The sequence below is a fragment of the Embleya sp. NPDC055664 genome (genome assembly GCF_053618075.1).
The window spans coordinates 1-23,044 of record NZ_JBSHGZ010000024.1; the positions used below are offsets into that span (position 1 = coordinate 1).

Annotated in this window: 22 protein-coding genes; 14 read left to right on the forward strand and 8 right to left on the reverse strand. The window is 70.6% G+C overall.

Translation table 11 applies throughout. The annotated features are described in order from the left end of the window. Positions 1–142 precede the first annotated feature (142 nt). Genes ACWGR4_RS30895 through ACWGR4_RS30905 form a run of 3 tightly spaced genes read right to left on the reverse strand, consistent with a single transcriptional unit; the run spans position 143 to position 2,317 of the window. Entirely contained in the window at positions 143–559 is a 417-nt protein-coding gene (locus ACWGR4_RS30895) for a DUF3052 domain-containing protein (protein WP_452130935.1), read from the reverse strand. 48 nt (positions 560–607) lie between these two features. After that, positions 608–841, reverse strand: a complete 234-nt coding sequence (locus tag ACWGR4_RS30900; protein ID WP_452134280.1) for a hypothetical protein — start codon at positions 839–841, stop codon at positions 608–610. Between the two features lie 57 nt (positions 842–898). Beyond that, positions 899–2,317, reverse strand: a complete 1,419-nt coding sequence (locus ACWGR4_RS30905; RefSeq protein ID WP_452130936.1) for a family 2B encapsulin nanocompartment shell protein — start codon at positions 2,315–2,317, stop codon at positions 899–901. Between the two features lie 657 nt (positions 2,318–2,974). Here ACWGR4_RS30905 and ACWGR4_RS30910 point away from each other — a divergent pair. The 3 genes from ACWGR4_RS30910 (at position 2,975) to ACWGR4_RS30920 (ending at position 6,063) form a co-directional block, all read left to right on the forward strand. Then, a complete protein-coding gene (locus ACWGR4_RS30910; RefSeq protein ID WP_452130937.1) occupies positions 2,975–4,324 on the forward strand; it encodes a family 2 encapsulin nanocompartment cargo protein terpene cyclase in 1,350 nt (449 codons plus the stop codon). A gap of 18 nt (positions 4,325–4,342) precedes the next feature. After that, positions 4,343–5,218: a geranyl diphosphate 2-C-methyltransferase gene (locus ACWGR4_RS30915; protein ID WP_452130938.1), complete on the forward strand. Its 876-nt coding sequence runs from the start codon at positions 4,343–4,345 to the stop codon at positions 5,216–5,218. Between the two features lie 248 nt (positions 5,219–5,466). Continuing rightward, positions 5,467–6,063, forward strand: coding sequence for a TetR/AcrR family transcriptional regulator (locus ACWGR4_RS30920; RefSeq protein WP_452130939.1), 597 nt, complete (start codon positions 5,467–5,469; stop codon positions 6,061–6,063). 19 nt (positions 6,064–6,082) lie between these two features. Here the strand turns inward: ACWGR4_RS30920 and ACWGR4_RS30925 are convergent, their stop codons facing one another. Further along, entirely contained in the window at positions 6,083–6,814 is a 732-nt protein-coding gene (locus ACWGR4_RS30925) for a response regulator transcription factor (RefSeq protein WP_452130940.1), read from the reverse strand. Positions 6,815–7,038: 224 nt separating this feature from the next. Here ACWGR4_RS30925 and ACWGR4_RS30930 point away from each other — a divergent pair, with 224 nt between their 5' ends. The 4 genes from ACWGR4_RS30930 (at position 7,039) to ACWGR4_RS30945 (ending at position 11,676) form a co-directional block, all read left to right on the forward strand. Continuing rightward, the gene (locus ACWGR4_RS30930; RefSeq protein ID WP_452130941.1) at positions 7,039–8,787 is read left to right on the forward strand and encodes an amidohydrolase; all 1,749 of its coding nucleotides are present in this window, start codon (positions 7,039–7,041) and stop codon (positions 8,785–8,787) included. Next, on the forward strand, positions 8,784–10,097 hold the full coding sequence (locus tag ACWGR4_RS30935; RefSeq protein WP_452130942.1) for an ArgE/DapE family deacylase: 1,314 nt from the start codon (positions 8,784–8,786) through the stop codon (positions 10,095–10,097). Before ACWGR4_RS30930 ends, ACWGR4_RS30935 begins: the two co-directional genes overlap by 4 nt. Next, positions 10,094–11,272 carry a nitrilase-related carbon-nitrogen hydrolase gene (locus ACWGR4_RS30940; protein ID WP_452130943.1) on the forward strand — a complete coding sequence of 393 codons (1,179 nt, stop codon included), beginning with the start codon at positions 10,094–10,096 and terminating at the stop codon, positions 11,270–11,272. The genes ACWGR4_RS30935 and ACWGR4_RS30940 overlap by 4 nt, the downstream gene beginning before the upstream one ends. A gap of 104 nt (positions 11,273–11,376) precedes the next feature. After that, positions 11,377–11,676, forward strand: a complete 300-nt coding sequence (locus ACWGR4_RS30945) for a hypothetical protein (RefSeq protein ID WP_452130944.1) — start codon at positions 11,377–11,379, stop codon at positions 11,674–11,676. 90 nt (positions 11,677–11,766) lie between these two features. Here the strand turns inward: ACWGR4_RS30945 and ACWGR4_RS30950 are convergent, their stop codons facing one another. Next, positions 11,767–12,447, reverse strand: coding sequence for a TetR/AcrR family transcriptional regulator (locus ACWGR4_RS30950; RefSeq protein WP_452130945.1), 681 nt, complete (start codon positions 12,445–12,447; stop codon positions 11,767–11,769). Positions 12,448–12,598: 151 nt separating this feature from the next. Here ACWGR4_RS30950 and ACWGR4_RS30955 point away from each other — a divergent pair, with 151 nt between their 5' ends. Together ACWGR4_RS30955 and ACWGR4_RS30960 are read left to right on the forward strand one after the other, a co-directional pair. Continuing rightward, positions 12,599–13,525, forward strand: a complete 927-nt coding sequence (locus ACWGR4_RS30955) for an NADP-dependent oxidoreductase (protein ID WP_452130961.1) — start codon at positions 12,599–12,601, stop codon at positions 13,523–13,525. A 983-nt stretch (positions 13,526–14,508) separates the two neighbouring features. Continuing rightward, positions 14,509–15,225, forward strand: coding sequence for a helix-turn-helix domain-containing protein (locus ACWGR4_RS30960; RefSeq protein WP_452130946.1), 717 nt, complete (start codon positions 14,509–14,511; stop codon positions 15,223–15,225). 36 nt (positions 15,226–15,261) lie between these two features. On the opposite strand, the gene ACWGR4_RS30965 is transcribed toward ACWGR4_RS30960, so the two are convergent. Then, a complete protein-coding gene (locus tag ACWGR4_RS30965) occupies positions 15,262–15,831 on the reverse strand; it encodes a TetR/AcrR family transcriptional regulator (protein ID WP_380006849.1) in 570 nt (189 codons plus the stop codon). A gap of 189 nt (positions 15,832–16,020) precedes the next feature. On the opposite strand from ACWGR4_RS30965, the gene ACWGR4_RS30970 reads away from it, so the two are divergent. From ACWGR4_RS30970 to ACWGR4_RS30985, 4 genes are read left to right on the forward strand one after another with little or no spacing between them, the layout of a single operon-like run. Further along, positions 16,021–17,493 (forward strand): MFS transporter, encoded by a 1,473-nt coding sequence (locus ACWGR4_RS30970; RefSeq protein WP_452130947.1) that lies wholly within the window; start codon positions 16,021–16,023, stop codon positions 17,491–17,493. A 55-nt stretch (positions 17,494–17,548) separates the two neighbouring features. Further along, entirely contained in the window at positions 17,549–17,941 is a 393-nt protein-coding gene (locus ACWGR4_RS30975; protein ID WP_380006142.1) for a GntR family transcriptional regulator, read from the forward strand. Continuing rightward, positions 17,938–18,957: an ABC transporter ATP-binding protein gene (locus ACWGR4_RS30980; protein WP_380006144.1), complete on the forward strand. Its 1,020-nt coding sequence runs from the start codon at positions 17,938–17,940 to the stop codon at positions 18,955–18,957. The genes ACWGR4_RS30975 and ACWGR4_RS30980 overlap by 4 nt, the downstream gene beginning before the upstream one ends. After that, a complete protein-coding gene (locus tag ACWGR4_RS30985; protein WP_452134281.1) occupies positions 18,942–19,913 on the forward strand; it encodes an ABC transporter permease subunit in 972 nt (323 codons plus the stop codon). Before ACWGR4_RS30980 ends, ACWGR4_RS30985 begins: the two co-directional genes overlap by 16 nt. A 110-nt stretch (positions 19,914–20,023) precedes the next feature. On the opposite strand, the gene ACWGR4_RS30990 is transcribed toward ACWGR4_RS30985, so the two are convergent. Continuing rightward, positions 20,024–21,508: an MFS transporter gene (locus ACWGR4_RS30990; RefSeq protein WP_452130948.1), complete on the reverse strand. Its 1,485-nt coding sequence runs from the start codon at positions 21,506–21,508 to the stop codon at positions 20,024–20,026. Positions 21,509–21,628: 120 nt separating this feature from the next. Here ACWGR4_RS30990 and ACWGR4_RS30995 point away from each other — a divergent pair, with 120 nt between their 5' ends. After that, positions 21,629–22,069, forward strand: a complete 441-nt coding sequence (locus ACWGR4_RS30995; RefSeq protein WP_380006150.1) for a helix-turn-helix domain-containing protein — start codon at positions 21,629–21,631, stop codon at positions 22,067–22,069. 66 nt (positions 22,070–22,135) lie between these two features. Here ACWGR4_RS30995 and ACWGR4_RS31000 read toward each other — a convergent pair whose 3' ends face one another. Beyond that, positions 22,136–23,038 (reverse strand): MurR/RpiR family transcriptional regulator, encoded by a 903-nt coding sequence (locus ACWGR4_RS31000; RefSeq protein WP_380006152.1) that lies wholly within the window; start codon positions 23,036–23,038, stop codon positions 22,136–22,138. Positions 23,039–23,044: the final 6 nt, after the last annotated feature.

Consider the following 23,044-nt stretch of genomic DNA (forward strand, 5'->3'; position numbering starts at 1 on the left):
TACCCCTTCACACCACCCGGTTCCACTAACACATGGTTTCCCTACCAATGGTACGTAACCCCCCAAACGGCCCCGCCCCCCCGCCCCGAGCGGTCGGCCGGGCCGTGGCGCGAGCCGCACACCCGGACGCGACGAACCGGCGTTATGCGGAGGGTGGTTCGGGTCGGACGAAGTGGTTGCCGGACCATGCCCCGAGGGCGACGGAAGCCACGGATACGAGGCCGGCCGCGTGCGCTTCCTCGGCGATCTCGCTCGGGTCGACGCAGCCGGGTTTGCCCGTCGCGGGGGTGAGCACCCAGATCGCGCCCGTGTCGGCCAAGGCCCGTGCCATATCGATGAGTTCGCAGGCCAGGTCGCCGTCACCGATTCGCCACCACAGCAGGACGGCGTCCACGACCTCGTCGGTTTCGTCGTCCACCATCGCGCCGCCGATCGTGTCCTCGATGTCGGCGCGGATTTCGTCATCGGTGTCGTCGTCCCAGCCCAGTTCCCGAACCGCCATGGCCGGCACGATGCCCATCCGCCGCGCGTGGTTCGGCGCGTCCGCGGCAGCCCCCATCACAACCTCCGCTCTCGACACGCGTCCGTACACCCGTGCACGCGGGCGCTACCAGCCGATCGTCGGGTGAAAGCCGATGCAGTCGGGGTCTTGCAGCGGGCAACTCGGATGCGGCTTGCGTTCCTCCTGCGGGGGCGTCGCGGCCGGCAGGCGTGACTGGGCGACGGCTTCGGCCGCGTACACGTACTCCGCACACGTGCAGGTCCGGCATCCGCCCCGGCGTTCGGGCGGCCCGCTGTGCCGGGAACGTCCGTGACCACACAGGCATTCGAACCCGGCCATCCGGACCTCCGCGCCTCGGCAGCACTTTGCCCACCACGATAGCGCCGCCCTCCCCGGTCAGCGGCGGTGACCGACCTCGACGTTCTCCAGGATGCCGAGCGCGTCCGGGACGAGGATCGCGGCCGAGTAGTAGGCGGTGACCAGATACGAGATGATCGCCTGCTCGTTGATGCCCATGAAGCGCACCGACAAGCTCGGTTCGATCTCGTCGGGGATGCCGTCCTGCCGCAGGCCGACGACGCCCTGGTTGTCCTCGCCGGTGCGCATGCACATGATCGACGTCGTGCGCTGCTCGGTGAGCGGGATCTTTCCACACGGGAAGATGGGCACACCGCGCCAGGCCGGAATCCGGTGCCCGTTGAAGTCCACCGAATCCGGGACCAGACCGCGCGCGTTGCACTCGCGTCCGAAGGCGGCGATCGCCTTGGGGTGCGCGAGGAAGAACTTGTTGCCGCGGCGGCGGGAGAGCAGTTCGTCCATGTCGTCGGGACCGGGGACGCCGTCGTGGGGCTGGATGCGCTGGCTGTGGTCGCAGTTGGCGAGCAGCCCGAACTCGCTGTTGTTGACCAACTCGTACTCCTGGCGCTCGCGCAGCGCCTCCACGGTCAGGCGCAACTGCTGCTCGGTCTGGTTCATCGGCTCGTTGTAGAGGTCCGCGACCCGGGTGTGAACCTTGAGCACGGTCTGGGCGGCGGAGAGTTCGTACTCGCGCGGCGCGAGTTCGTAGTCCACGAAGGTGTGCGGGAGGACCGCCTCACCGACATGGCCGGCGATCAGATCGATCGGCGCCTCGCCGTACTTGTTGGTCCGCTGCTTCGGGATCCGCGCCACGCCGTCGAGATGGGCGCGCAGCGACTCGGCCCGCTCGGCGAGGTTGTCCACGTCGGCGCGGGTCAGTTCCAACACCGTGCACGGCGTGCTCGCCCGGAACGTGCACGGCCAGGTCGGCTCCGCCGCAGTCAGACACTCGTCGCCGAAGTACGCGCCGTCCGCCAGCGCGCCCAGAACCGTTACACCCCCGTACGGCCCCGACCCCACTCGGTCGACGCGTCCGTGCGCCAGCAGGAACACCCGCTCGACGTCCGCCCCGGACTCGGCCAGCACCGCGCCCGCCGGGTATTCGCGCTGCTCGCAACGCCGGGCCAGCTCCGTCAGCACGGCCTGGTCGGGATAGTTCCGCAGCGCCGGCAGCTCACCCAGTTCGGCCGGGATCACCTCGACCCGGCCCGCGGTCTGCACGAAGGTGACCCGCCCGTCGCCCACCGCGTAGCTCAGCCGCCGGTTCACCCGGTACGTACCGCCCTGCACCTGCACCCACGGCAACATCCGCAGCAGCCAGCGGGAGCTGATCTCCTGCATCTGCGGGACGGACTTGGTCGTCGTCGCCAGATTCCGCGCCGCCGCGGTGTCAAGGCTCTGTTGTTTCCGTTCCCGATCCCGATCCGCGGATGGCTGCGGATTTGCGTCGACCGACATGAAGCGCCTCTTCCTCCCGAGCTTGGAGCAGACGGGAACAGCCTGACAACAACGAGGGTGAATCTGCTACTACACGAAAGAGTGAATAGCGCGCCCGACGTGCGGCAATTGAACGGGATTTCGACCGATTAAACACGACGACACCGTTCATGGAAAGGATTCGGGTTTCGTTCCGGCGCGAAGCAGGAAAGCGGAATCGCTCGTCGCACTTCCGGATCGCGATGCATCACCCGTTTTCCACCGGATCGAACCCGGCGGATCCCCGGCGGCCGTCCGGGTCCGCCCGTGCGCCCGCCGAAGCCCCGCCGGTCGGGATGCCACCCGATCGCAGGCGTGTGATGCACAGGTCATCCACGGTGTGCGCCCGGCAAACATGCGACCGAAAGTTCACTACATCGAATGACAATCGACCCCTCCTCCTCGCCGAATCGGGGAGTCGCCCTAACCTGTTCCCGGATGCGAAAAGGACGCTCTCCGCCCATCGTCCATTTCGACCCGCCGCAGACGAGACACGCCTCGCACAATCACATCGCCCCGACGCTAGGGGCGGCCCCGTCGACCGGATACGGAATTTACTTTCCGCCGTTTTCCCGGACCACCGGCCGTGTATTCCCGACTTTCGGCAAACCCTCCATCCGATCACCCAAGGAGTCACGGATGCCCGATCACTCGCTCCATCCGGTGCCGACACCGGGCCCACGGGCCGTGGCGGCGCCCGCCGCACTCCGCGCCGCGCCCGAGGACGGCGTCCGGGGTGATCCGGATCCGACTCGCGAGGTCCTGGAGCGGGTGCTGCGCGGCCCGAGCGGCCTGGGTACGTCCGCCCTGTATGCGGCGCGGCGCCCGGGACCGCCGGAGCCGCCCCGGGAGAGCCCGGCCCTTCACCACCCCGCGGCCGAGCCCGAAGCTCCCGACGCCGGCGCCCGGGACGTCGTGGCCCGCGACGTATGGGAGCGCGCGTTGCGCGGCCCGAGGGGCCTGGGGACCGCGGGTCTGCACTTGGGGCAGCGCGCGCAACCATCGATGCCGTGCCGGGAGATTCCGGGCTTGTACTACCACCCGGTGGGTGAGCCGGACGAGGTGCGGGTGGCGGAGGTCGGTCGTCGGATCAAGGACTGGGCGGTGGACGAGGTTGCGCTGTTCCCGCCCGAGTGGGAGGAGCAGTTCGACGGTTTCTCTTTGGGCAGGTACATGGTCGCGTGCCATCCCGATGCGCCCTCGATCGAGCACCTGATGGTCGCCACCCGGTTGATGGCCGCGGAGAACGTCCTCGACGACTGCTATTGCGAGGACCACGGCGGCTCACCGGTCGGCCTGGGCGGACGCCTCCTCATGGCGCACACCGCGCTCGATCCGGTGCACACCACGCCGGAATACCAGGGCCCCTGGGCGCAGTCGCTGCGCGGGGACGCCCCGCGGCGGGCGTACCGCTCCGCCATGGACTACTTCCTGCGGCTCGCCGGCCCCTCTCGGGCCGACCGGTTCCGGCACGACATGGCGCGTCTGCATCTGGGCTATCTCGCGGAGGCGGCGTGGGCGCAGACGGAGTACGTGCCCGAGGTGTGGGAGTACCTGGCGATGCGGCAGTTCAACAACTTCCGTCCGTGTCCCACCATCACCGACACCGTCGGCGGGTACGAACTGCCCGCCGATCTGCACGCCCGGCCGGACATGCAGCGTGTCATCGCGCTGGCCTCCAACGCCACCACGATCGTCAACGACCTGTACTCGTACACCAAGGAACTCGCCGCCCCGGGGCGGCACATGAACCTGCCCGTGGTGCTCGCCGAACGCGAAGGTCTCGACGAGCGCGAGGCGTTCCTCAAGGCCATCGAGGTGCACAACGAGCTGATGCGTGCCTTCGAGGCGGAAGCCGCCGCGCTGGCTCTCGCGTGTCCCGTGCCCCAGGTGTCCCGCTTCCTGCGCGGGGTGGCGGTGTGGGTCGACGGCAACCACCACTGGCACCAGACCAATACCTATCGCTACGGCCTGCCCGATTTCTGGTAACCAATGAGGAGATCCATCGTGACCCAGACAGCCCAACCCGCCATCTCGGTGACCATCCCCGGCCCGGCGACGCCCTACCAGGGCGACATCGCCCACTACTGGGATCACGAGGCGCGGCCGGTGAACCTGCGCCTCGGTGACGTGGACGGCCTCTACCACCACCACTACGGCATCGGGGCCGTCGACGACTCCGCGTTCGCCGGCTCCCAAGGCAGCGACCGCGAGAGCAAGCTCATCGCCGAACTGCACCGACTGGAGTCCGCGCAGGCCGATCTGCTCCTGGACCATCTCGGGCCGATTCGGCGCGACGCCCGGCTGGTGGACGCCGGTTGTGGTCGTGGCGGCTCCATGGTGATGGCCCACCACCGCTTCGGATGCGCGGTCGACGGCGTGACCCTGTCCGTCAAGCAGGCCGAGTTCGCCAACCGGCGCGCCCGCGAACTCGACATCGACGCCTCCGTGCGCGCCCATGTCTGCAACATGCTCGACATGCCCTTCGCGAGCGGGCAGGCGCGGGCTTCGTGGAACAACGAGTCGAGCATGTACGTCGACCTGCACGACCTGTTCGCCGAACACGCCCGCATCCTCGCCCCGGGCGGCCGGTACGTGACCATCACCGGCTGCTGGAACCCCGTCTACGGGCAACCCTCCAAGTGGGTGTCGCAGATCAACGCCCACTTCGAGTGCAACATCCACTCGCGTCGCGAGTATCTGCGGGCGATGGCCGACAACCGCTTCGTGCCCCAGGCCGTCATCGACCTCACGCCCGCGACGCTGCCCTACTGGGAATTGCGCGCCACGTCCTCCCTCACCACGGGCATCGAGGATGCCTTCCTCAACTCCTACCGCAACGGCTCCTTCCAGTACCTCCTGATCGCAGCCGACCGCATCTGACCGCATCCGACCGCCGGGCGGTGATCACCGCCCTTCCCGGAACCATTCCCACGCCTGATGGCGCGTCCGCTCTTCCCACCTCTCTTCCCGCCTCCTCGCGAAGACCGTAGCACCAGTTTTCTCCAGATGGAGAAAACTTTGCCGGGGAACTAGCGCGTGTCTTCAATCTCCCGTCGGGCTCCGCGGCGTTCGGTGCCGTGCATCGGCGTGCCGGGGAAGCAGGTGAAGACACGCGCTAGGGTGCCCCCATGTCCACTCCCGTCCGAGCACCCCGATCGGCCGGCGGCGCGGCGCGGCGCGAGGCCCTTCTCGACGCCACCGTGCGGCTGCTCGCCCGGGACGGCGCCCGGGCCGTTACGCACCGCGCCGTGGCGGTCGAGGCGGGCACCACCCACGGGTCCGCCCGCTACTACTTCGGCACCCGTGAGCAGCTGCTCGACGAGGCCCTGCGCCGCCTCGCGGCCCGGCAGATCGACGAGATCCGTACCGTGTTGCGGCGCTCGGCCACCGCCGACCCGCAGGAGTTCGCCACCCGGCTCGCCCGCTACCTGACGGACACCGTCGCCGGCGATCGGGACGCGAGCATCGCCCGATACGAGCTGTTCCTGGAGGTGGCCCGCCGACCCGAGCTGCGCCCGGCCCTGGCGGAGTGGGGGGCGGTACAACGCGAGGCCCTGGCCGCCCGGTTGGCGGCCGTGGGCGCAGCCGAACCCGAGGCCGCCGCAGCCGACCTGCTGACCCTGCTCAACGGCCTCGTCCTCGAACAACTCGCCACACCCGACGACGACTTCGAGCACACCCGCCTGCGCCCCGCGATCCTGCGCCACTGCGCCGGCCACGGATAGGCCCTGTCCGGGCCCGCCGTCAGCGCGCCGCCCGATCCGCCGGCCGGTCCCGCAACATGTGGGCCAGAAGTCGGCCCCGGGACCGCAGCCCCGTCTTGTCGAAGATGTGCTGAAGGTGACTCTTGACCGTCGGCACGCCGATCGACAACACGCGGCCGATCTCCGCGTTCGTGGCACCGTCGAGCAGCAGGGCGACGACCTCGGCCTCGCGCGCGGTCAGCTCCCAGGCCGCCTCGGGGGCCGGATCGGCCGCCGGCTGCTGCCACGCCCCGAACGCATACTCCACGTACGGGTGCGCCTTGCGGAGAAACCGCAGCTCGCGCGCGGTGAAATCGCCCTCGCGCGCGTCCCGCAACAGCGACACACCCCCCACGAGCCGGCCATCGTGGCGCAGGTACAACTCGGCCTCGTAGCGGATCCCGAGCGGACGCATGAAGTGCCGGTAGTAGTCCGACGCGTCGAACCGTTCCCCCAGGTCGAACAGCGTCGCCAGCGGGGTGTCCGACGCGGCGAACCGCCTCGGGTGGAACGGATCGAGCAGATGGAAATGGCTCAGGTAGCCGACATTGCGCACCGGCGGAATGGCCCGGAAGACGTGGCCGACCGCGTTCAGGCCCGCGTCGACGGAATAGAAGACCATCCCGGTCGCCGAGACCGACTCGGCCAGGAAGTCCATCGTCTGCGCCTTGAACTCGTCGACGCTTCGCGGGCCGACGGTGGATCGTGTGCCGCTGGGGTGCGTGGGGTGCATCGGGGCCGCCCGCTTCGTCCGAAGGAAGGGTCGAGGAGGGGCCGACCGAGGTGGCCGACCGGAAGAGATCGACACGAGGAGGTCGAAGGGAGGCAGGAGGAACCTAACCGCGTCCGAAGCCGGGGGTCAAGGTCGGGTGTCAACCGTTGGATCGATGTGCCCCACCGCGTCCGCGCCTACTTTCACCCGATGACCGGACCCGCCGGTCGGAGCGGAGGCAGCGGATGGCCAGGACACTCATCACCGGTGGCAACGTACTGACCCTCGATCGGTCCGCGCCGGACGCCGAGGCGCTGGTGGTCGAGGCGGGACGGGTGCTCGCCACCGGCGGCGCCCGCGACATGGCGAGCCTCGCGGGTCCGGGCGCGCGGACGATCGACGTGGCCGGGGCGACCGTGCTGCCCGGTCTGATCGACACCCACCCGCACGTGCTGCACTTCGGTGGCCTGGCGGCGGGCCTGGTCGACCTGACCGACGCCGTCGACCACGCCGACATCGTGGCCCGGATCCGCGAGCACGCGGCACACACGCCCCCGGGCGAGTGGATCATGTGTACGCCGGTCGGGGAACCGCACTACTTCGTCCGGCGCTCGTCGGCCGACCTCGCCGAACGGCGCCTGCCCGACCGGCACACCCTGGACGCGGCGACCGCCGATCACCCGGTGCTGATCCAGGCATGGGCGCCGCGCATGCCGAACGTGGTGGCGTTCAACAGCGCGGGACTGCGCGCCGTCGGGCTGAGCGCCTTCATCCCCGACCGCGTCTGCGACGTCGAGATCGACAAGGACGACGACGGCGCACTCACCGGCATCCTGCGCGGACCGGTCACCAACTACTACACGTACGACCCGTTCTGGTCCCAGATCCTGAGCAAACTGCCCCCGCTCGACCCCGCCCGCGCCGTACAGGGCACCCTCGACGAGATGGCCCGCTTCACCGCGCGGGGGGTGACCACCGTGTACGAGGGCCACGCGATGGAACCCGAACACATCGACGTCTACCGGCACTTGCGCGCCCAGGGGCTGCTCACCTTCCGCGTGCTGACCGCGCCGGACATCGAATCGGTCATCTTCAGCCCGTTCGAGCCGCTGACCACGGCCGACTTCGGGGCCCGCCTGGAGCGGCTGACCGCACAGCCCTGCGAGCGGGACGACGAGTTGTTGCGCGTCGACGGCATCACCATGAGCCCGGGCGGGCCGTGCTTCTCCGGCTACTTCGCGACACACGAGCCCTACCCCGACCCGTTCGGGCGGCCCACCCGGGGAGTTCGGTTCCTGTCCCTGGAGAAGGAGGAACTGTTCGTCCGGTTCTGCGCCGAGCGCGGCATCCGCGCGAACATGTGCATGGGCGCCTTCCGCGAGCACGACGACTTCCTCGCGATCGCCGAACGTGTGGTCCGCGAGCACGACTTCCGCGATCGGCGCTGGATCCTGCAACACGCGATCACCATCACCCCCGACCAGGTCCGCCGCTACCGCGCGCTCGGATTCCAGGTCACCACGTCGGTCGGCTTCGCCTGGGGCAAGGGCCGGATGTACGGGGAGCGGATGGGCGAGCACGTGTGGCGCGATCTCGTCCCCCTGCGCCGACTGCTCGACGCGGGCCTGGACCTCGGCGGCGGTACCGACTGGGGACCGAAGAACCCGTGGGAGCAGATCAAACTCGCTCAGACGCACGAGTTCGCCGGCTCCGCTCACCGCAACGCCGGTCCCGACCAGGTCCTCACCCGCGCCCAGGCACTGGAGATGTGGACCACCGGCGCAGCCCGGGTGCTGGACTGGCCGGACATCGGAGCCCTGGTACCCGGTCACCACGCGGACATCGCGATCGTCGACCGCGACCCCTTGCGCTGCGACATCGACGACCTCGCGGACACGCGGGTGCTGCGCACCCTCCTGGGCGGACGCACCGTGCACGACAGCGGCGACCTCGCGGACGCCGGCGACGAACCCGAAACGGAGAACGGCCGATGACCGCACACGAGCAGGTGCTCACCCGAATCGACGGCCTGCGCGACGAGTTGCTGGCCACCGTCGCCGCGGCCATCCGCATCCCGAGCGTCACGCCGACCTTCCCCGGCGAGGACTACGCCGACGTGGTGGGCGCAGAGGGCGCGGTCTCTCGCCTGTTGGCGGGCGTGTACGCCGACGCCGGCGCCGAGGTCGACGTGTTCGCGGTCGACCCCGGGCGGGACAACGCGGTCGGGGTGATCCGCGGTACCGGGGGCGGCCGTTCGTTGATTTTCAACGGTCACGTCGACGTCGTCCCGCCCGGCGACCCCGCCGCGTGGCGCTCCGGCGACCCGTTCGACGGGGCGATCGAGGACGGCTGGATCCACGGGCGCGGCTCGGCGGACATGAAGAGCGGCCTGGTCGCGCAGGCGTTCGCGGCCCGCGCGCTGCGCGAGGCCGGGGTGCGGCTGCGCGGCGACCTGATCCTCCAGGCCGTGGTCGGCGAGGAGAACCTCGAACACCACATGGGCACCTCGATGGTGCTCGCGCGCGGCTACACCGCCGACGGCGCGATCGTGGCCGAACCCACCGGCGCGGCTCGGCCGTTGACCGTGATGGCCGCGACCCCCGGCGTGCTGGTGATGAAGGTCGACGTGGTCGGCAAGAGCGCGCACTCGTCGATGCGAGGGCGCATGTTGCGCGGGCAGGGCACGCGGGACCCGATCGCGGTCAGCGCCATCGACCGGGGACTGGTGATCCACGAGGCCCTGCGACGCCTCGAACACGACTGGGCCGTCACCAAGTTCGACCCGCTCTTCGAATCCGGACAGTTCACCATCGCCCCCGGCGCCCTCGACGGCGGCGCCCGACACTCCCGCAGCGGCGCGTTCATCCCGGACCAAATGAGCATGGTCTACGCGGTGTTCCACCCGCCGGCCGAGGAACAGGACACGATTCGGGCGGAGATCGAGAGCCACATCGCGCACGTCGCCGCCACCGACCCGTGGCTGTGCGACCACCCGCCCGTGGTCACCTGGCAATTGTGCTATCCCGGCTCGCGTGTGGACCCGACCCATCCGCTGTGCAACGTCGTGGTCGGCGCGCGCGAACTGGCCGGGCACGACAGTCGATACGCGGCCCGGCCCGGCATCGAGGCGTTCCCCTCCGCGACCGACGCCACCTGGCTCTGCCGGGCGGGTATTCCGACCGTGGGCCTGGGTCCGGGTGAACTGGCCATGGCGCACACCTACGACGAACGTTGCGCGGTCGACGAGATCATCTGCGCGGCCCGTACCTACGCGCTCGCGGCGATCGATTGGTGCGGCGCATGAGCGGTTCCGAACCGATCGCGCCGTACATGGCCGTCGGACTGTCGACCATCGTGCACGGCATCGGCGCCCGCCGGCACATCACCCGCAACCTCGACACCATCGAGGACGCCATCCACGCCGCGGTCTCGACCGTCGGGATCAACATGCCGGTCAAGCTGATCGCGCTCGCCGAGGGCGCGCTCACCGGCTTCACCGACGAGATCTTCGACCTCCCGCACGTCCGGGCCGCCCGGGACCTGTTCATCGACATCCCCGGCCCCGAGACCGACCGCCTCGCCGCCCTCGCCCGCCACTACGGCACCTACCTCGTCGTCCAGTGCAAGGCCCGCTGGCCCGAGATCGTGCCCGACCGCTACTTCAACGTGCTGTTCGTGATCTCCCCCGACGGCGAGATCGTGCACCGCGCCGCCAAGAACCACGTCTGGTGCCGCGAGCGCTCGTGCACCCCGCACGACGTCTACGACCGCTGGGTCGAGGTGTTCGGCGACGGGATCGACGCCTTCTACCCGGTGCTGCGCACCCCGGACATCGGCAACATCGGCACGATCTGCTGCAGCGACGGCGAATACCCGGAGGCGGTACGGGCGTTGGCGCTGAACGGCGCCGAGGTGGTGTATCGCCCCAGCGAAGCGGTGCCGATGACCCAGGCCGGCCCCGACCCCGGCGGCACGTGGCTCCTGCAGAACCGGGCCCACGCGCACTTCAACTCCCTGTACATGGTCTGCCCGAACGTCGGCCCGGTGTACGTGACTCCCGACGCCCGGCACCCCTACGACATCGCCGGCGGGCACTCGCACATCGTCGACCACCTCGGCGCCGTGATCGGACACACCGTCTCCGGCGCGAACAGCTTCGTCGCCGGCATCGTGGACATCGAGGCGCTGCGCCGATTCCGGACGATGAACCTCAACTCCAACTGGCTGAAGGACCTGCGCACCGAACTCTTCCGCCGGATGTACGACCACCCCGTACACCCGGCCAATCTGTGGCTCGATCACGATCCGACGGGCCATGCCGACGTCGACGAGATCTATCGCGCCAACATCCGCCGCCTGATCGATCGCGGCTCCTACACACCGCCCGCACACGCCTCCCCGGGCGCGCGGTACATCCCACCGCCCGGCGGCGACGATCCGGCGATGCTTTTGGACCGGTGGGCGGACGCGGACGGGTGAACGTCGGCCGGTGAACCCGTGCCGTCGGCCGTCCGTGTAGGTGACGGAGACTCCAGGCTCCGGCCCACCGTCGGGGCCCTGCCGGAATCAGGAGGGGATCGACGATGGCGACAACTTCCACGAGGCCGACCCGGGGCGCACTGTTCGCGGCCGGGTTGGCCGCCGCCCTGCTGTCCGCCGCCGCGCCGGCGATGGCGAGCGGGACGGCGCTGTACTGCGGTGCGGGCATGGGCCCGACCGCCGACATCGCGGTTCGAGCCGCGATCGAGGATGCCCAGGGCTCGGCGCGCACGGACGGCCGCTACTCCTGCGAACCGGCCGACACGCCGCAGGTCTCCGAGGTCTTCGACGACCCGTATCGCGGCCACGTGTTCTACGCGAGTGTGACGATGAACTGCGGTTAGGTTTCGTGCCGTGGGGCCTTGCCGCCCCACGGCGTTCTGCCACTGCGACCCGACGACCGCGACCCGGACGACGCCGACCGGTGCGGGCGTTCACTGCGCTCGATGCGCCGGCCGGTGGAGGTCGTCGAGGTGGAGTGGGGCCGGGGCGGGCAGGGGTGTGTCGGGCGATGGCCGGCAGGACTGGAGGAAGTAGGCGAGCAGGCGGCGGGATGCGGCGACGGAGTCCGCCGGGGAGTCGCGCAGGACGCCGTTGTTGGCCAGGAGCAGGAGGGTGACGTCGCTGGTGTCGAAGTCACGGCGCAGTTGTCCGGCGTCCTTCGCCCGCTGTACCAGCCGGGCCAGGCCCGCCTCGGCGCGGACACGCTCGCGCCGGACGTCGGGCGCGTCGGGGAATTCGGCGAGGAACGCGGCGCTGAACCCTCGGTCGTGGGCCTGCATCATGCAGACCTTGGTGAGGGCGGTGCGCAGTCCGCGCCAGGGATCGTCGTCCCGGAGGGCCTCGTCGAGGGCGGCTGCGCACTGGGCGAGTTGTTCGGAGAACGCGGCGGCGATCAGCGAGCCGCGGGTGGGGAAGTGCCGGTAGAGGGTGGCGGCACCCACGCCCGCCCTGCGGGCGATCGCGCCGGAGGACACGCCGGGGCCGTCCAGGGCGTACGCCTCGCGGGCGGCTCGGAGGAGCCGGGCGCGGTTGTTCCGGGCGTCGGCCCTTCGGCCCGTCGCGGGGGTGCCGGAGGTGCTGGGAGGGGGGTTCCGAGACAGTCGGGCAGGCATGTCTCCCACTTAAGCACAAACGGAAGGGGTCGACCGTTTGGCGGGTTAGCGTGACGTGGTGCCGCGGTGTTTCGCGGCCGACCGTCGGCCGCGAAGGTGCGCGGCCGTGAACTCTCCCGCCGAACGACGGGCGTGTGTACGGAGGTTGACCGTGTTTGCCGTGCAATACCACCGCTATGGGGGTTCCGAGGTTCTCGCGGTCGAGGAGGTCGAGGAGCCGCACGCGGGGCCCGGGCAGGTCCGCATCGCGGTGCGGGCCACCGGTGTCACCCCTGCCGACTGGTACCTGCGTTCGGGGAGGCTGCGGGACTTCGTCTCCCTGGACTTCCCGCATACGCCGGGCATGGATGCCGCGGGAATCGTCGACGAGGTGGGGGAGGGGGTGATCGGCACCGCCGTGGGAGACGCGGTGTTCGGTCTCGTTCCCTTCGTGGATCAGGGCGGCGCCGCGGCCGAGTACGCCGTGCTGGAGGCGTGGGCGCCCAAGCCTCGGTCGTGGTCCTTCGAGGAGGCGGGTGGAGCCGCGGGCAACATCGACACGGCCACGCGGGTATTGGAGGCGTCGGCCGCCGCCGAGGGCATGACCCTGTTGATCGAGGGCGCCGCCGGAGGCGTCGGCACCATCACGGCGCAACTCGCCCGGGCCCGGGGCCTCGCGGTGATCGGCACCGCGAGCGAGGCCAACCACGGCTTTCTGGAGCAGTTCGGTGTCGTACCGGTCACCTACGGGGCGGGGCTGGCCGATCGGGTCGCCGCGCTTGCTCCGCGCGGGGTCGATGTGGTTCTGGATGCGGCGGGCAAGGGCTCTCTCGCCGACCTTGTGGCCATCGCCGGTGACCCGGAGCGGGTGGTGACCATCGCGGACTTCGATGCCGCTCGGCACGGTGTGCGGTTCTGCCGCTCCGAGGCGGGGGAGTCGCCGGGCTGGGCCGGGCTGCCCCTGGCGGCCGAACTGGCCGACGCGGGCCGCCTCACCGTCCCGCTGCACGCGGTGTTCCCGCTGAAGGAGATCGCCACGGCGCACGACGTCAGCGCCCTCGGCCACGCACGCGGCAAGATCGTCGTGACGGTGCCTTGACGCCCGGCGGCGGGTTTGCGGATGGGCGGCCCGGAAGCACACCGAGGCCGCGCACGATTCCCGGCGCGACCACCCGGCTCCGCGCTTCGCCGTTGATCTCGGCACGGACGAGCGGGGCCGAGGTCGCGCCGGGTACGCCCTGCCGGCCCGCGCGTCGAACGTTGCCCGACCCCGACCCGCTTGCTCCGTCGCGACGGGTTCGCGATCGTCCCCACCGGGCCCGGATGGGCTTCGCTGCCCGGTGCTTCCCTCCCGGGGGCATGAGGACAAGCACGGCTCCGGGCCGAGGCATGGGTGGTGCCTCGGCCCGGGCGGCGGCCCCGCGGATCGGGCGCGGCATCACACGAGGTGGCGATTCGTGTCTGCCGCGGGTCGAGGACCCGGGCGCGTCCGAGGGCGTTTTGGTGTTCATGACCGGTCGCGAGCGCCGGTCCGCTCGCCGGGGAGGCCGGATCGGCGACGCGGGCGCGGGCAGCGCCCTCCCCCCGGTGCTGCCCGCCCCCCGTCGACGGGCAGCCGGTCGGTCGAAGCGGTGATATCGGTACTTCTTCGTCCGTCCGCGGCCCGCCCCGCGGCCGATTCGCGGCCGATTCGCGACCGAGGAGCCGGCGGTGCGGGATCGCCGTGCCCGAGTCCCAGATTGGCGGGTCCGAGGGCGCGTGTATTGCACGAATACGTCACGGTGGGGGCTGCGGCGCGTTCCGGCAGCCAAACGGTCCGATTCCGGGCTCGTCGGCGCCGTGACGGACACGCTACTGTGCGTCGATATGCGAGAAGCCGGTCGACCGTCGGGGGACAGGCGCCCCGAAGCGCGCGGTGGTGGGAGCGCGACGAGTGCCGTCCGCGCCGAGGTGAGCCCTGCGGCAAACGGTGCGGAGGCAGGGGAGTTCGTGGCCCGAAGGGCGGATCCGGCATTGCGCGGACAGGTGTTGGGCCTGCGTGGATTCCGCCTCCGAGCCCGTGGCACCAGACACCGGTTGGTCGTGCCGGACGGGGTCGTCAGGGTGATGATCGGGTTCGGCGAACCGGTGCGGGTGGTCGACGCGATCGACCCGAGGCGTGCCGTGTCCGGAACCTCGATGGTCACCGGGGGGTGTACGAAGACCGTGATCGGCGAGCACACCGGTGTCCTGGCGGGCGTCACCGTGCTGCTGACGCCGCTCGCGGCCTACCGGATCTGCGGCCTCCCGATGGCCGAATGGGTTGACCGCCCGCTGGACCCCGTGCACCTGCTCGGCTCGCCGGGGCGGCACTTCGACGAACGCCTGGCCGAATGCCCGGACTGGTCGGGCCGTTTCGGCTTGGTCGAGGACCTGCTTGCCGCCCGGCTCCGGGACGGTCCGCTTTGTTGTCCCGAAGTCGTTGACGCCTGGCGGGAGTTGGTGCGGGTGGACGGACGCGCGCGAGTGGACGAGCTGGCCGACGCGGCCGGCTGGAGCGTACGGCGCCTGGAGCGGCGCTTCCGCGAGCAGATCGGCACGTCGCCCAAGACCATGGCTCAAGTCCTGCGCCTGCGCGCGGCGTTGCGACTGCATGACGCGGGGCTGTCGTGGACGGAGGCGGCCACGGAGACCGGCTACCACGATCAGCCCCACTTCGTCCGCACCTTCAAGGGTCTGATCGGGTGTACGCCCGGCCGATTTCGGTCCGACCAGGAGGTGCGGCGAAGTGTGGGCGAGGCGGGGTGGGTCGATTCGTGACCGGGTCGATTGTGGGATTACCCGGCCGGCGGCGGGTCACGACAACAGTCGGTCGACCAGCCCGTCGATGTACTCCGGAGTGAGTGCGCCGATCCCGAACAGGACCCGGATGTACATCGGGGCCATGACGTGGTCGAGTACGTCCAGCGCGTCGGGTGGGTTTTCCCCGCGCTCGGTGGCGCGGTCGAGCATCGACTGCAGTTGCCGGGAGCGTTCGGCGAGGAAGTCGTCGCGTGCCCGCAGGCCCTGTTCGTCCATGTCGGACAGCGCGATGGTCAGGCGCAACACCGCCGGGCCGTCGGGGCCGGTGATTTCGCGGGCCACGTTGGCCGCGTAGGTGTGGAGGTCGCCGGACAGGCTTCCGGTGTCGGGCATCGGCGAGCGTGCGGTGAGGCGGGAGTTCGTCACGTCGGCGAGCAGATTCTCCAGGCTGCCCCACCTGCGGTAGATGCTCGTGTCGGCCACACCCGCGCGGGCGGCGACCTCGCCGACGGTGAAGCCGGTGTAGCCGCGTTCGCCGACCAGATCCGCGACGGCCTGGTGTACCGCCGCGCGCACGCGGGCGCTGCGGCCGCCGGGCCGCCGGGCTCGTTGTGGTTCATCCATCCGCGGCTCGTCGATCTGTGACTCGTCCATCCGCTCACCTTAACGCAGCCACTGCTTGCGTTAGTGGGCGGATGCGCTTTACAGTCCTCTCTAACGCAGTAGTCAGCTGCGTTTGTGGGTCCTGTCGGGCTTTTTTGTGCCGGCAAGTCGGTCATGCCCGGTCGTACCGGGCGAAAGAGGGGGACGAGCATGGCTGCATTGCCTGTGGCCGCAGGCGGTCGATCGAGCCGGACGGCGTTGCTCGCTGCGACCTGCGCGGGCCAGTTCATGGTGCTGCTCGACAACACGATCGTCGGCGCGGCGCTGCCCGACATGCAGGAGCGCCTGCATACCGAACTGACCGGCCTGCAATGGATCGTCGACGCCTATGTGCTGCTGGTGGCCATGTTGCTGCTGTCCGGCGGCGTGTTCGCCGACCGCTTCGGCCGAAAACGGGTGTTCCTGTCCGGCGTGGCGGTGTTCACCCTCGCGTCGTTGATGTGCGCCATGGCGCCCTCGGTCGGCTGGTTGCTCGCCGGACGGGTGCTCCAGGGCGTCGGTGCCGCGGCGTTGAGCCCGGCGTCGCTGGCCCTGCTCGTCGCCGCCCATCCCGTTCCGCAGGAACGAGTGAAGGCGATCGGACTGTGGGCCGGCTTCAGCGGCATCGGCCTGGCCGCGGGTCCGCCGGCCGGTGGCATGTTGGCCGATGCCTTCGGATGGCCCGCCATCTTCCTGATCAACGTGCCGATCGGCGTGCTGCTCCTGGCTGCCGGGCTGCGCCTTCTGGGCGAATCCCGTAATCCGAACGCGCCCGCGATCGACGTCCCCGGGACGGTGTTGTCCGTCCTCGGCGTGGGGACGCTGACATATTCCCTGATCGAGGGCGGCAGCCGCGGCTGGACCTCGCCGCCGATCCTGGGCGGCTTCGCCGCCGCGGTCGTCGTCCTCGCCGCCTTCGTCGTCGTCGAGGGGCGCCGCGCCAATCCGGTGCTCCCGCCGCGGTTGTTCCGCCGGCGACTGTTCACCGTGTCCAACACCGCCATGGTCGTGGTGGGCTTCGCGCTCATGGGCTCGACGTTCTTCTTCTCCCAGTTCTTCGTGTACGTCCAGGGCACTTCGCTGGTGCGCGCCGGCCTGCAGACCCTGCCGTCCACGCTCGCGATGGTGATCGTCAGCCCGTTCGCGGGCAGGCTCGCCGCCCGGTACGGCTTCCGCGTCGTGGTGACCGCAGGTCTGACCCTGGCCGGACTCGGGCTGCTGGCGCTGGGCTTCGTGCACGCCCACACCGGCTACGGGAACGTGTGGTGGCGACTGGCGATCGTCGGTATCGGCTTCGCCCTGACCATGTCCCCGCTCACCGGCGCCGCCATCCAGGCGGTCGACCCGCAGGAGGGAGGGCTTGCCGCGGGCATCAGCAGCACCACGCGCCAGATCGGCGCCGTGCTGGGCGTGGCCGTGCTCGGGGCCGTCGTGCGCACGCGGCAGTCCGACGGTGCCTCGTTCGAGGCGGGCCTGAACAGCGCGTTCCTGGTGGCCGGCGTGATCACCCTGATCAGCGCCGTATTCACGGGCCTGTGGCTGACGGCAACCACGCCCACCGAATCCCCCACGCGACGGCACCAGGCCGGCGATCCTCGCGTGACCGCGGCCGCCGGCGCGGTCGAGCCTCCCGGGAACAGTTGACTCGGGGTTCTCGCCTCTCTACTTTTACTATCATCATAGTGAAACGGAGAGTCGGGTGTTGAAGTTACGTCTCGACGGTGCCACCGGCGTGCCGCCCTATCTGCAGATCGTGCAGCAGGTCCGACAGGCGCTGCTGCTCGGCTACATCCGCGTCGGTGACCGACTGCCGACCGTCAAGGAGGCGGTCGCCGAACTGGCGATCAACCCGAACACGGTGGTCAAGGCGTACCGGCAACTGGAGCACGAGGGCCTGGTCTCGGCCAAGCCCGGCCAGGGCACGTTCGTCGTCGGCGAGGTGGCCCCGGTGCCGCCCGGCGTACACGCGGCGCTGCGGCGGTCGTTGCAGCGGTGGGTGCACGACGCCTACGCGGCTGGGCTGGACGACGAGATGGTCACCGCGATGTTCGCGACGATTCGTGCCGAGGTTCGAAACGAGGGCGTCGCGTGAGCGCGCCGCTGTCCATCGAGCCGGTTCTCGCCGGCGCGGCGCCGGCCCTGGAGACCGAGCGTCTGGGCCGGCGTTATGGGAAGGTCCGGGCGCTGCACGACTGTTGGTTGTCGTTGCCGGCGGGTTCGGTGATCGCGTTGGCGGGGCCCAACGGCGCGGGCAAGAGCACCCTGCTGCAGTTGGTGACGGCGCTCCTCGAGCCGACCGAGGGCGTGATCCGGGTGTTCGACGAGCCGGTGCGGGCGGGCGTGGCGGCGGGTCTGGAACGGGTGGCGTTCGTCGCGCAGGACCACCCGCTGTACCGGCACCTCACCCTGGCCGACCATCTCGAACTGGGCCACAGGCTGAACCGGCGCTGGGATCGGACGCTCGCGGAACGGCGCTTCGCCGAACTGGACCTGCCGCTGCGCCGTCGCGCCAAGGACCTCTCCGGCGGCCAACAGGCCCAGGTCGCCCTCGCTCTCGCGATGGCCAAGCGCGCGCCGTTGCTGGTCCTGGACGAGCCACTGGCCAGTCTGGACCCGCTGGCCCGACGCGAGTTCATGGCCACCGTGCTGGCGGCCGTCGTGGAGGACGGGCTGACCGTACTGATGTCCTCCCACGTCGTCGCCGAGCTGGAACGGGTCTGCGACTGGCTCGTGGTGTTGTCCCACGGCCGCGTCCGGATGACCGGCCCGGTGGACGACCTGGTCGCCTCGCACCGGGTACTGACCGGCCCGCGCACCGAACTCGGCACGTCCATACCGGGCGTGGTGCGCCACGAACAGGCGGAACGACAAAGCACGTTGCTCGTGCACACGATCGGCGAGCGACCACCGGTGCACCCGAACTGGCAGTCACGGCCGGTCGGGTTGGAGGAGTTGGTACTCGCCTATCTGGAACTCCCGGAGGGGGAGCCGGTGGTGCCGGGCAACGCGCCCGGGATACCCGGAACACCCGGTAAACCTCGAATACTTCCGGACCCGTCGACAGGCCGGGCGTCGAATTCTCCTCCTGCCGAATGGAGTTCCCGGTGATCTGGCTGACCTGGCGTCAACACCGGATCCAGGCGCTGAGTGCCGTCGGCCTGTTGATCCTGGCCGGCGTGTTCCTCGGCATGCACGGGCAATCCCTCCACGACGAGTACAACCGGCACGTCGCAGGTTGCCTCCATCAGACCTCGCCCTCGCCCGCCTGTTCGCTCACGGTCCGGTCGTACTTCAACGAAGTCGCCCGGGCGGAACGGCTGATCACCTGGGTCAACGTGATTCCGGGCCTGGTCGGCGCGGTCGTCGGGGCGACGCTGCTGGCCCCCGAGTACGAGAACGGAACGTGGCGACTGGTCTGGACCCAGGGCGTCACCCGCACCCGGTGGCTGGTCACCAAGTCGGCGCTGATCGTGTCGGCCACGCTGCTCTTCGGCGCGGCGATGTCATGGCTGTTCACCTGGTACCGCGAGCCCCTGGACAAGGTTTCCGTCGACGGCCGCTTCTCGGCGCAGGCCTTCGATACCGAGGGCCTGTCACTGGCGGTGTACACGCTGTTCGCGCTGTCCCTCGGTGCCCTCGCCGGCTTGCTGCTCCGCCGTACGGTCGCCGCCATCGTCGTCGCCTTCGCGGTGTTCCTCGCGGTCCGGCTCCCGGCCGAGAACTACCTCAGGCCGCACTACCAAAACCCGCTGACCCGCTACTGGTCACCCACGCCTCCGCGTTCGGAGAAGGTGCCGCGCCGGGACTGGATCCTGTCCGACGGCTGGCTGGACGCCTCCGGACGGCATCTGTCCCACGACGAATTCCGCCGCATTGCCAACGCCCACGCGGACGACGCGAGCCTGGTCGAATACCTGCGATCCCACGGCATGCGCTCCTGGGAGACCTACCAGCCGGCAACTCGCTTCTGGCACTTCCAACTCGTCGAAGCGACCCTGTACGTCACGCTCTCCGCCCTGCTGCTCACCGCGACCGTGCTGTGCCTTCGACGGCGTCCGTTCTGACCGACCCTTTGAGGGGTGGCGTCGCGTGTGGAGTCGTGGTTCCGGGGGCGCCGCTTGTTGCCGCCGGGCGCGTGCGGGGCGGGTCTGTCGGGCTGGTGCGGGGGTGGCCGTCAGGTGTCCGAGGTGGGTGCCCGGGCCGCCGTCGGGCGGGTGTTTCGTGGCATCGCGACGAGGGCCATCACCGATGCGCCGGCTACGCAGCCGGCCGCCACCGCCAGGGCCGCCGCGTAGCCGTCGGCGAGGGCGTGCGGGGCGGGGGTTCGGCCCGCGCCCGTCACGGCGGAGGCGATCGTGCTCAGGACCGCCAGGCCGACGGCGCCGCCGACCTGGCGGACGGTGTTGAGCAGCCCGGCCGCCACACCGCCTCGGGCGGGCGGGACACCCGCGGTGGCGGCCAGCGTGATCGGCGTGAAGGCGGCGGCGGTTCCGAGCCCGAACAGCATGCCCGGGACGGCGACGGCCCACCAATAGGAGCCGTGCGCGGCGGCGGTCGCGGACGCCGCGAGCGCGGTGAGCCCCACTGCGCCCAGGGCGCAGTACGCGGAGACGGCGCGGCGCGGGCCGAGCCGAAGGCTCAGTGACCCGGCGGTTCGTGCCCCGACCATCATGCCGAGGCCGATCGGCAGGAATCCGCATCCGGCGCGCAGCGGTGTGTAACCGCGGACGTACTGCATGTGGAACGACAGGATGATCAGCGTCGCGACGAAACCCAGCGCCACCAGGAACATCACCACGTTGGCGCCGCGCACCGACCGCAATCGGAACAACCCCGGCGGCAGCAGCGGATCGGCGGCCCACCGGGCCTGATGTACGGGGAAGAGGCCGAGCAACAACACGCCGACCGTCAGCACGGCCCACACCGACGAACTCGCCCACCCCACCGCCTCGGAACGCATCACGGCGAACACCACGGCCACCAGCCCCGACGTGGCCAGGAGCGCGCCGACGACGTCGAGCCGACCGGGCCCGCCCGATCCGCGTCGGTGCGGCGCGAGTACGGCGAGGCCGACGGCCACGGCGCCGATCCCCAACGGGACGTTCACCAGGAACACCCAGCGCCACCCGAGCCACTGGGTCAGCACCCCGCCGAGCACGGGCCCCGCCGTCGCGGCGATCCCGCCGACCGCGCTCCAGGTGCCCAACACCCGGGCCCGACGCGGCCCTTCCGCAAACGTGGCGGTGAGCACGGACAGCGTGGTGGGCATCGACAACGCCGCCCCCAGGCCCTGCGCCGCCCGGGCCGCCGACAACATCGCCGGCGACGTGGCCAGTGCGCACACGAGCCCGGCCGCCGTGAAGAGGGCCATCCCGACGGCGAGGCTCCGGCGCGGCCCGTACACGTCGCAGCAGCGCCCGCCGAGCAGGAGGAACCCGGCGAACGCGAGCGTGTAGGCGTTGACCACCCAGGGCAGCGCCGCGGGGGAGTAGCCGAGGTCGACCCGGATGTCCGGCAGCGCCACGGACACGATCGTCGCGTCCAAGACCACCACGAACGAGACCACGCAGGCAAGCACGAGCACCACCCGCTCCCGGCGCCGGGTCGCCCGCTCGCCGATCGAGGTCGGCGGCGTACTCGTGTCGCGGACGGTTCTCATCGGCTCTCCCGAGGTGCGCGTGGCAGACCGACTCGCAGCCGGCGCGGACATCCGCGCCCGGGGCCGGGTCGAGTGGGATCGACCTTGCCTTCTCAACCCGGGTTGAGGTCAACTGTGGCGATGAGGGACACCCCGGTCGCGGTCGGCGACGTCGCGGACCGCTTCGACCTGCCGATCTCGACGCTGCACTACTGGGAGCGCCGAGGGCTGATCACCCCGCACCGCCGCGCGGGCCGGCGCTACTACGACGCGGAACACCTGTACCGAATCGCGCTGATCCGCCTGTGGCGCGACACCGGCCTGATGTCGCTCGACGAGATAGCCGCCGTCCTGGCCGGCCGCACTGCGACACACAACTGGCGCGACACCGTCGCCTCGAGGATCACCGCCATCGAGGCGCAAATAGACCAACTCGACACGGCCCGCGGCTACCTCGGGTACATGCTCGAATGCACCCGAGACAACCCGGCAGCCGACTGCCTCCAATTCCGCACCGAAGTCCGGGTCCCCGCCCCCAAACACCCGCCAACCCACGACCGACCCGCGCCACCCGCCCCCTGAGCGGAGGCTACGAGCGGCGTGGTCGAGGTGGATGGCCGGGGCTCGTGACCACCCCCTGCTTCGGTTTCAGCGTTTGGGGCGGGCTTCTCTGGGGTCGAGGAGTTGGGCTCTGAGGGATGTGAGTTGGTGGGAGTGTTCGACGGAGCGGGTTTCGTCGAGGGAGGCGACGGCCAGTAGGAGTGCGTCGCCGAGGACGAGTGCGGCCAGGGATTCGGTGGTGATGCCGGTCGGGGTGTGGGGGGCGTACAGGACCGCGTCCGCCGTGTCGGCCAGGCGTTCCACCAGTTCGTCGGTGACCACCACGATGCCGGCGCCGAGTACGCGGGCGCGGTCCAGCAGTACCTCCATGTCATGCAGGAATCGGCCCGGGACGAACATCACCACCACGTCCTGGCGGCGCAGCGTGAGCAGTTCGTCGGCCAGCGCGAAGCCCGTGGTGCCCACGAAGCGGGCTCGCCGGCCCATGCGGTTGAGCTTGAGCGCGAGATGGCGGCCGGCCAGTTCGGAGGCGCCGACGCCGTACGCCAGCACCTCGCCGGCGTCGGCCAGCAGTTGGGTGGCCCGGCGGAAGGCGGTCGCGTCCAGGTTGGCCCGGCCGTGTTCCAGCCGTTCGATCGCCTCGTCGTAGACCCTGGCGCGGATGCCGTCGAGGTCCTGGCCGACCTGGGTGATCCGCTGCCGGACCCGCACCTCGGGGGCCACGTCCGTGACGAAGTCTGCGGCGATGTCGCGCTTGAGCGCGGACAGGCCACCCAGCCCCAGGCGTTGCAGGGTGCGCACCACGGTGGCGTTGCTGACGCCGATGCTCGCGCCGAGGTCCGCGGCGCTGGCGAAGAGTACCTGCTCGGGGGAGCAATTGGTCAGGTATCTGGCCACGTTTCGCTCGGCCGGAGACAGGTCGGCCCACTGCTCACGGATCGCCGCCCGGACTCGGGCCAGCGCCGGATTCTCCTGCGGTTGTTCGCTCACGCCTCT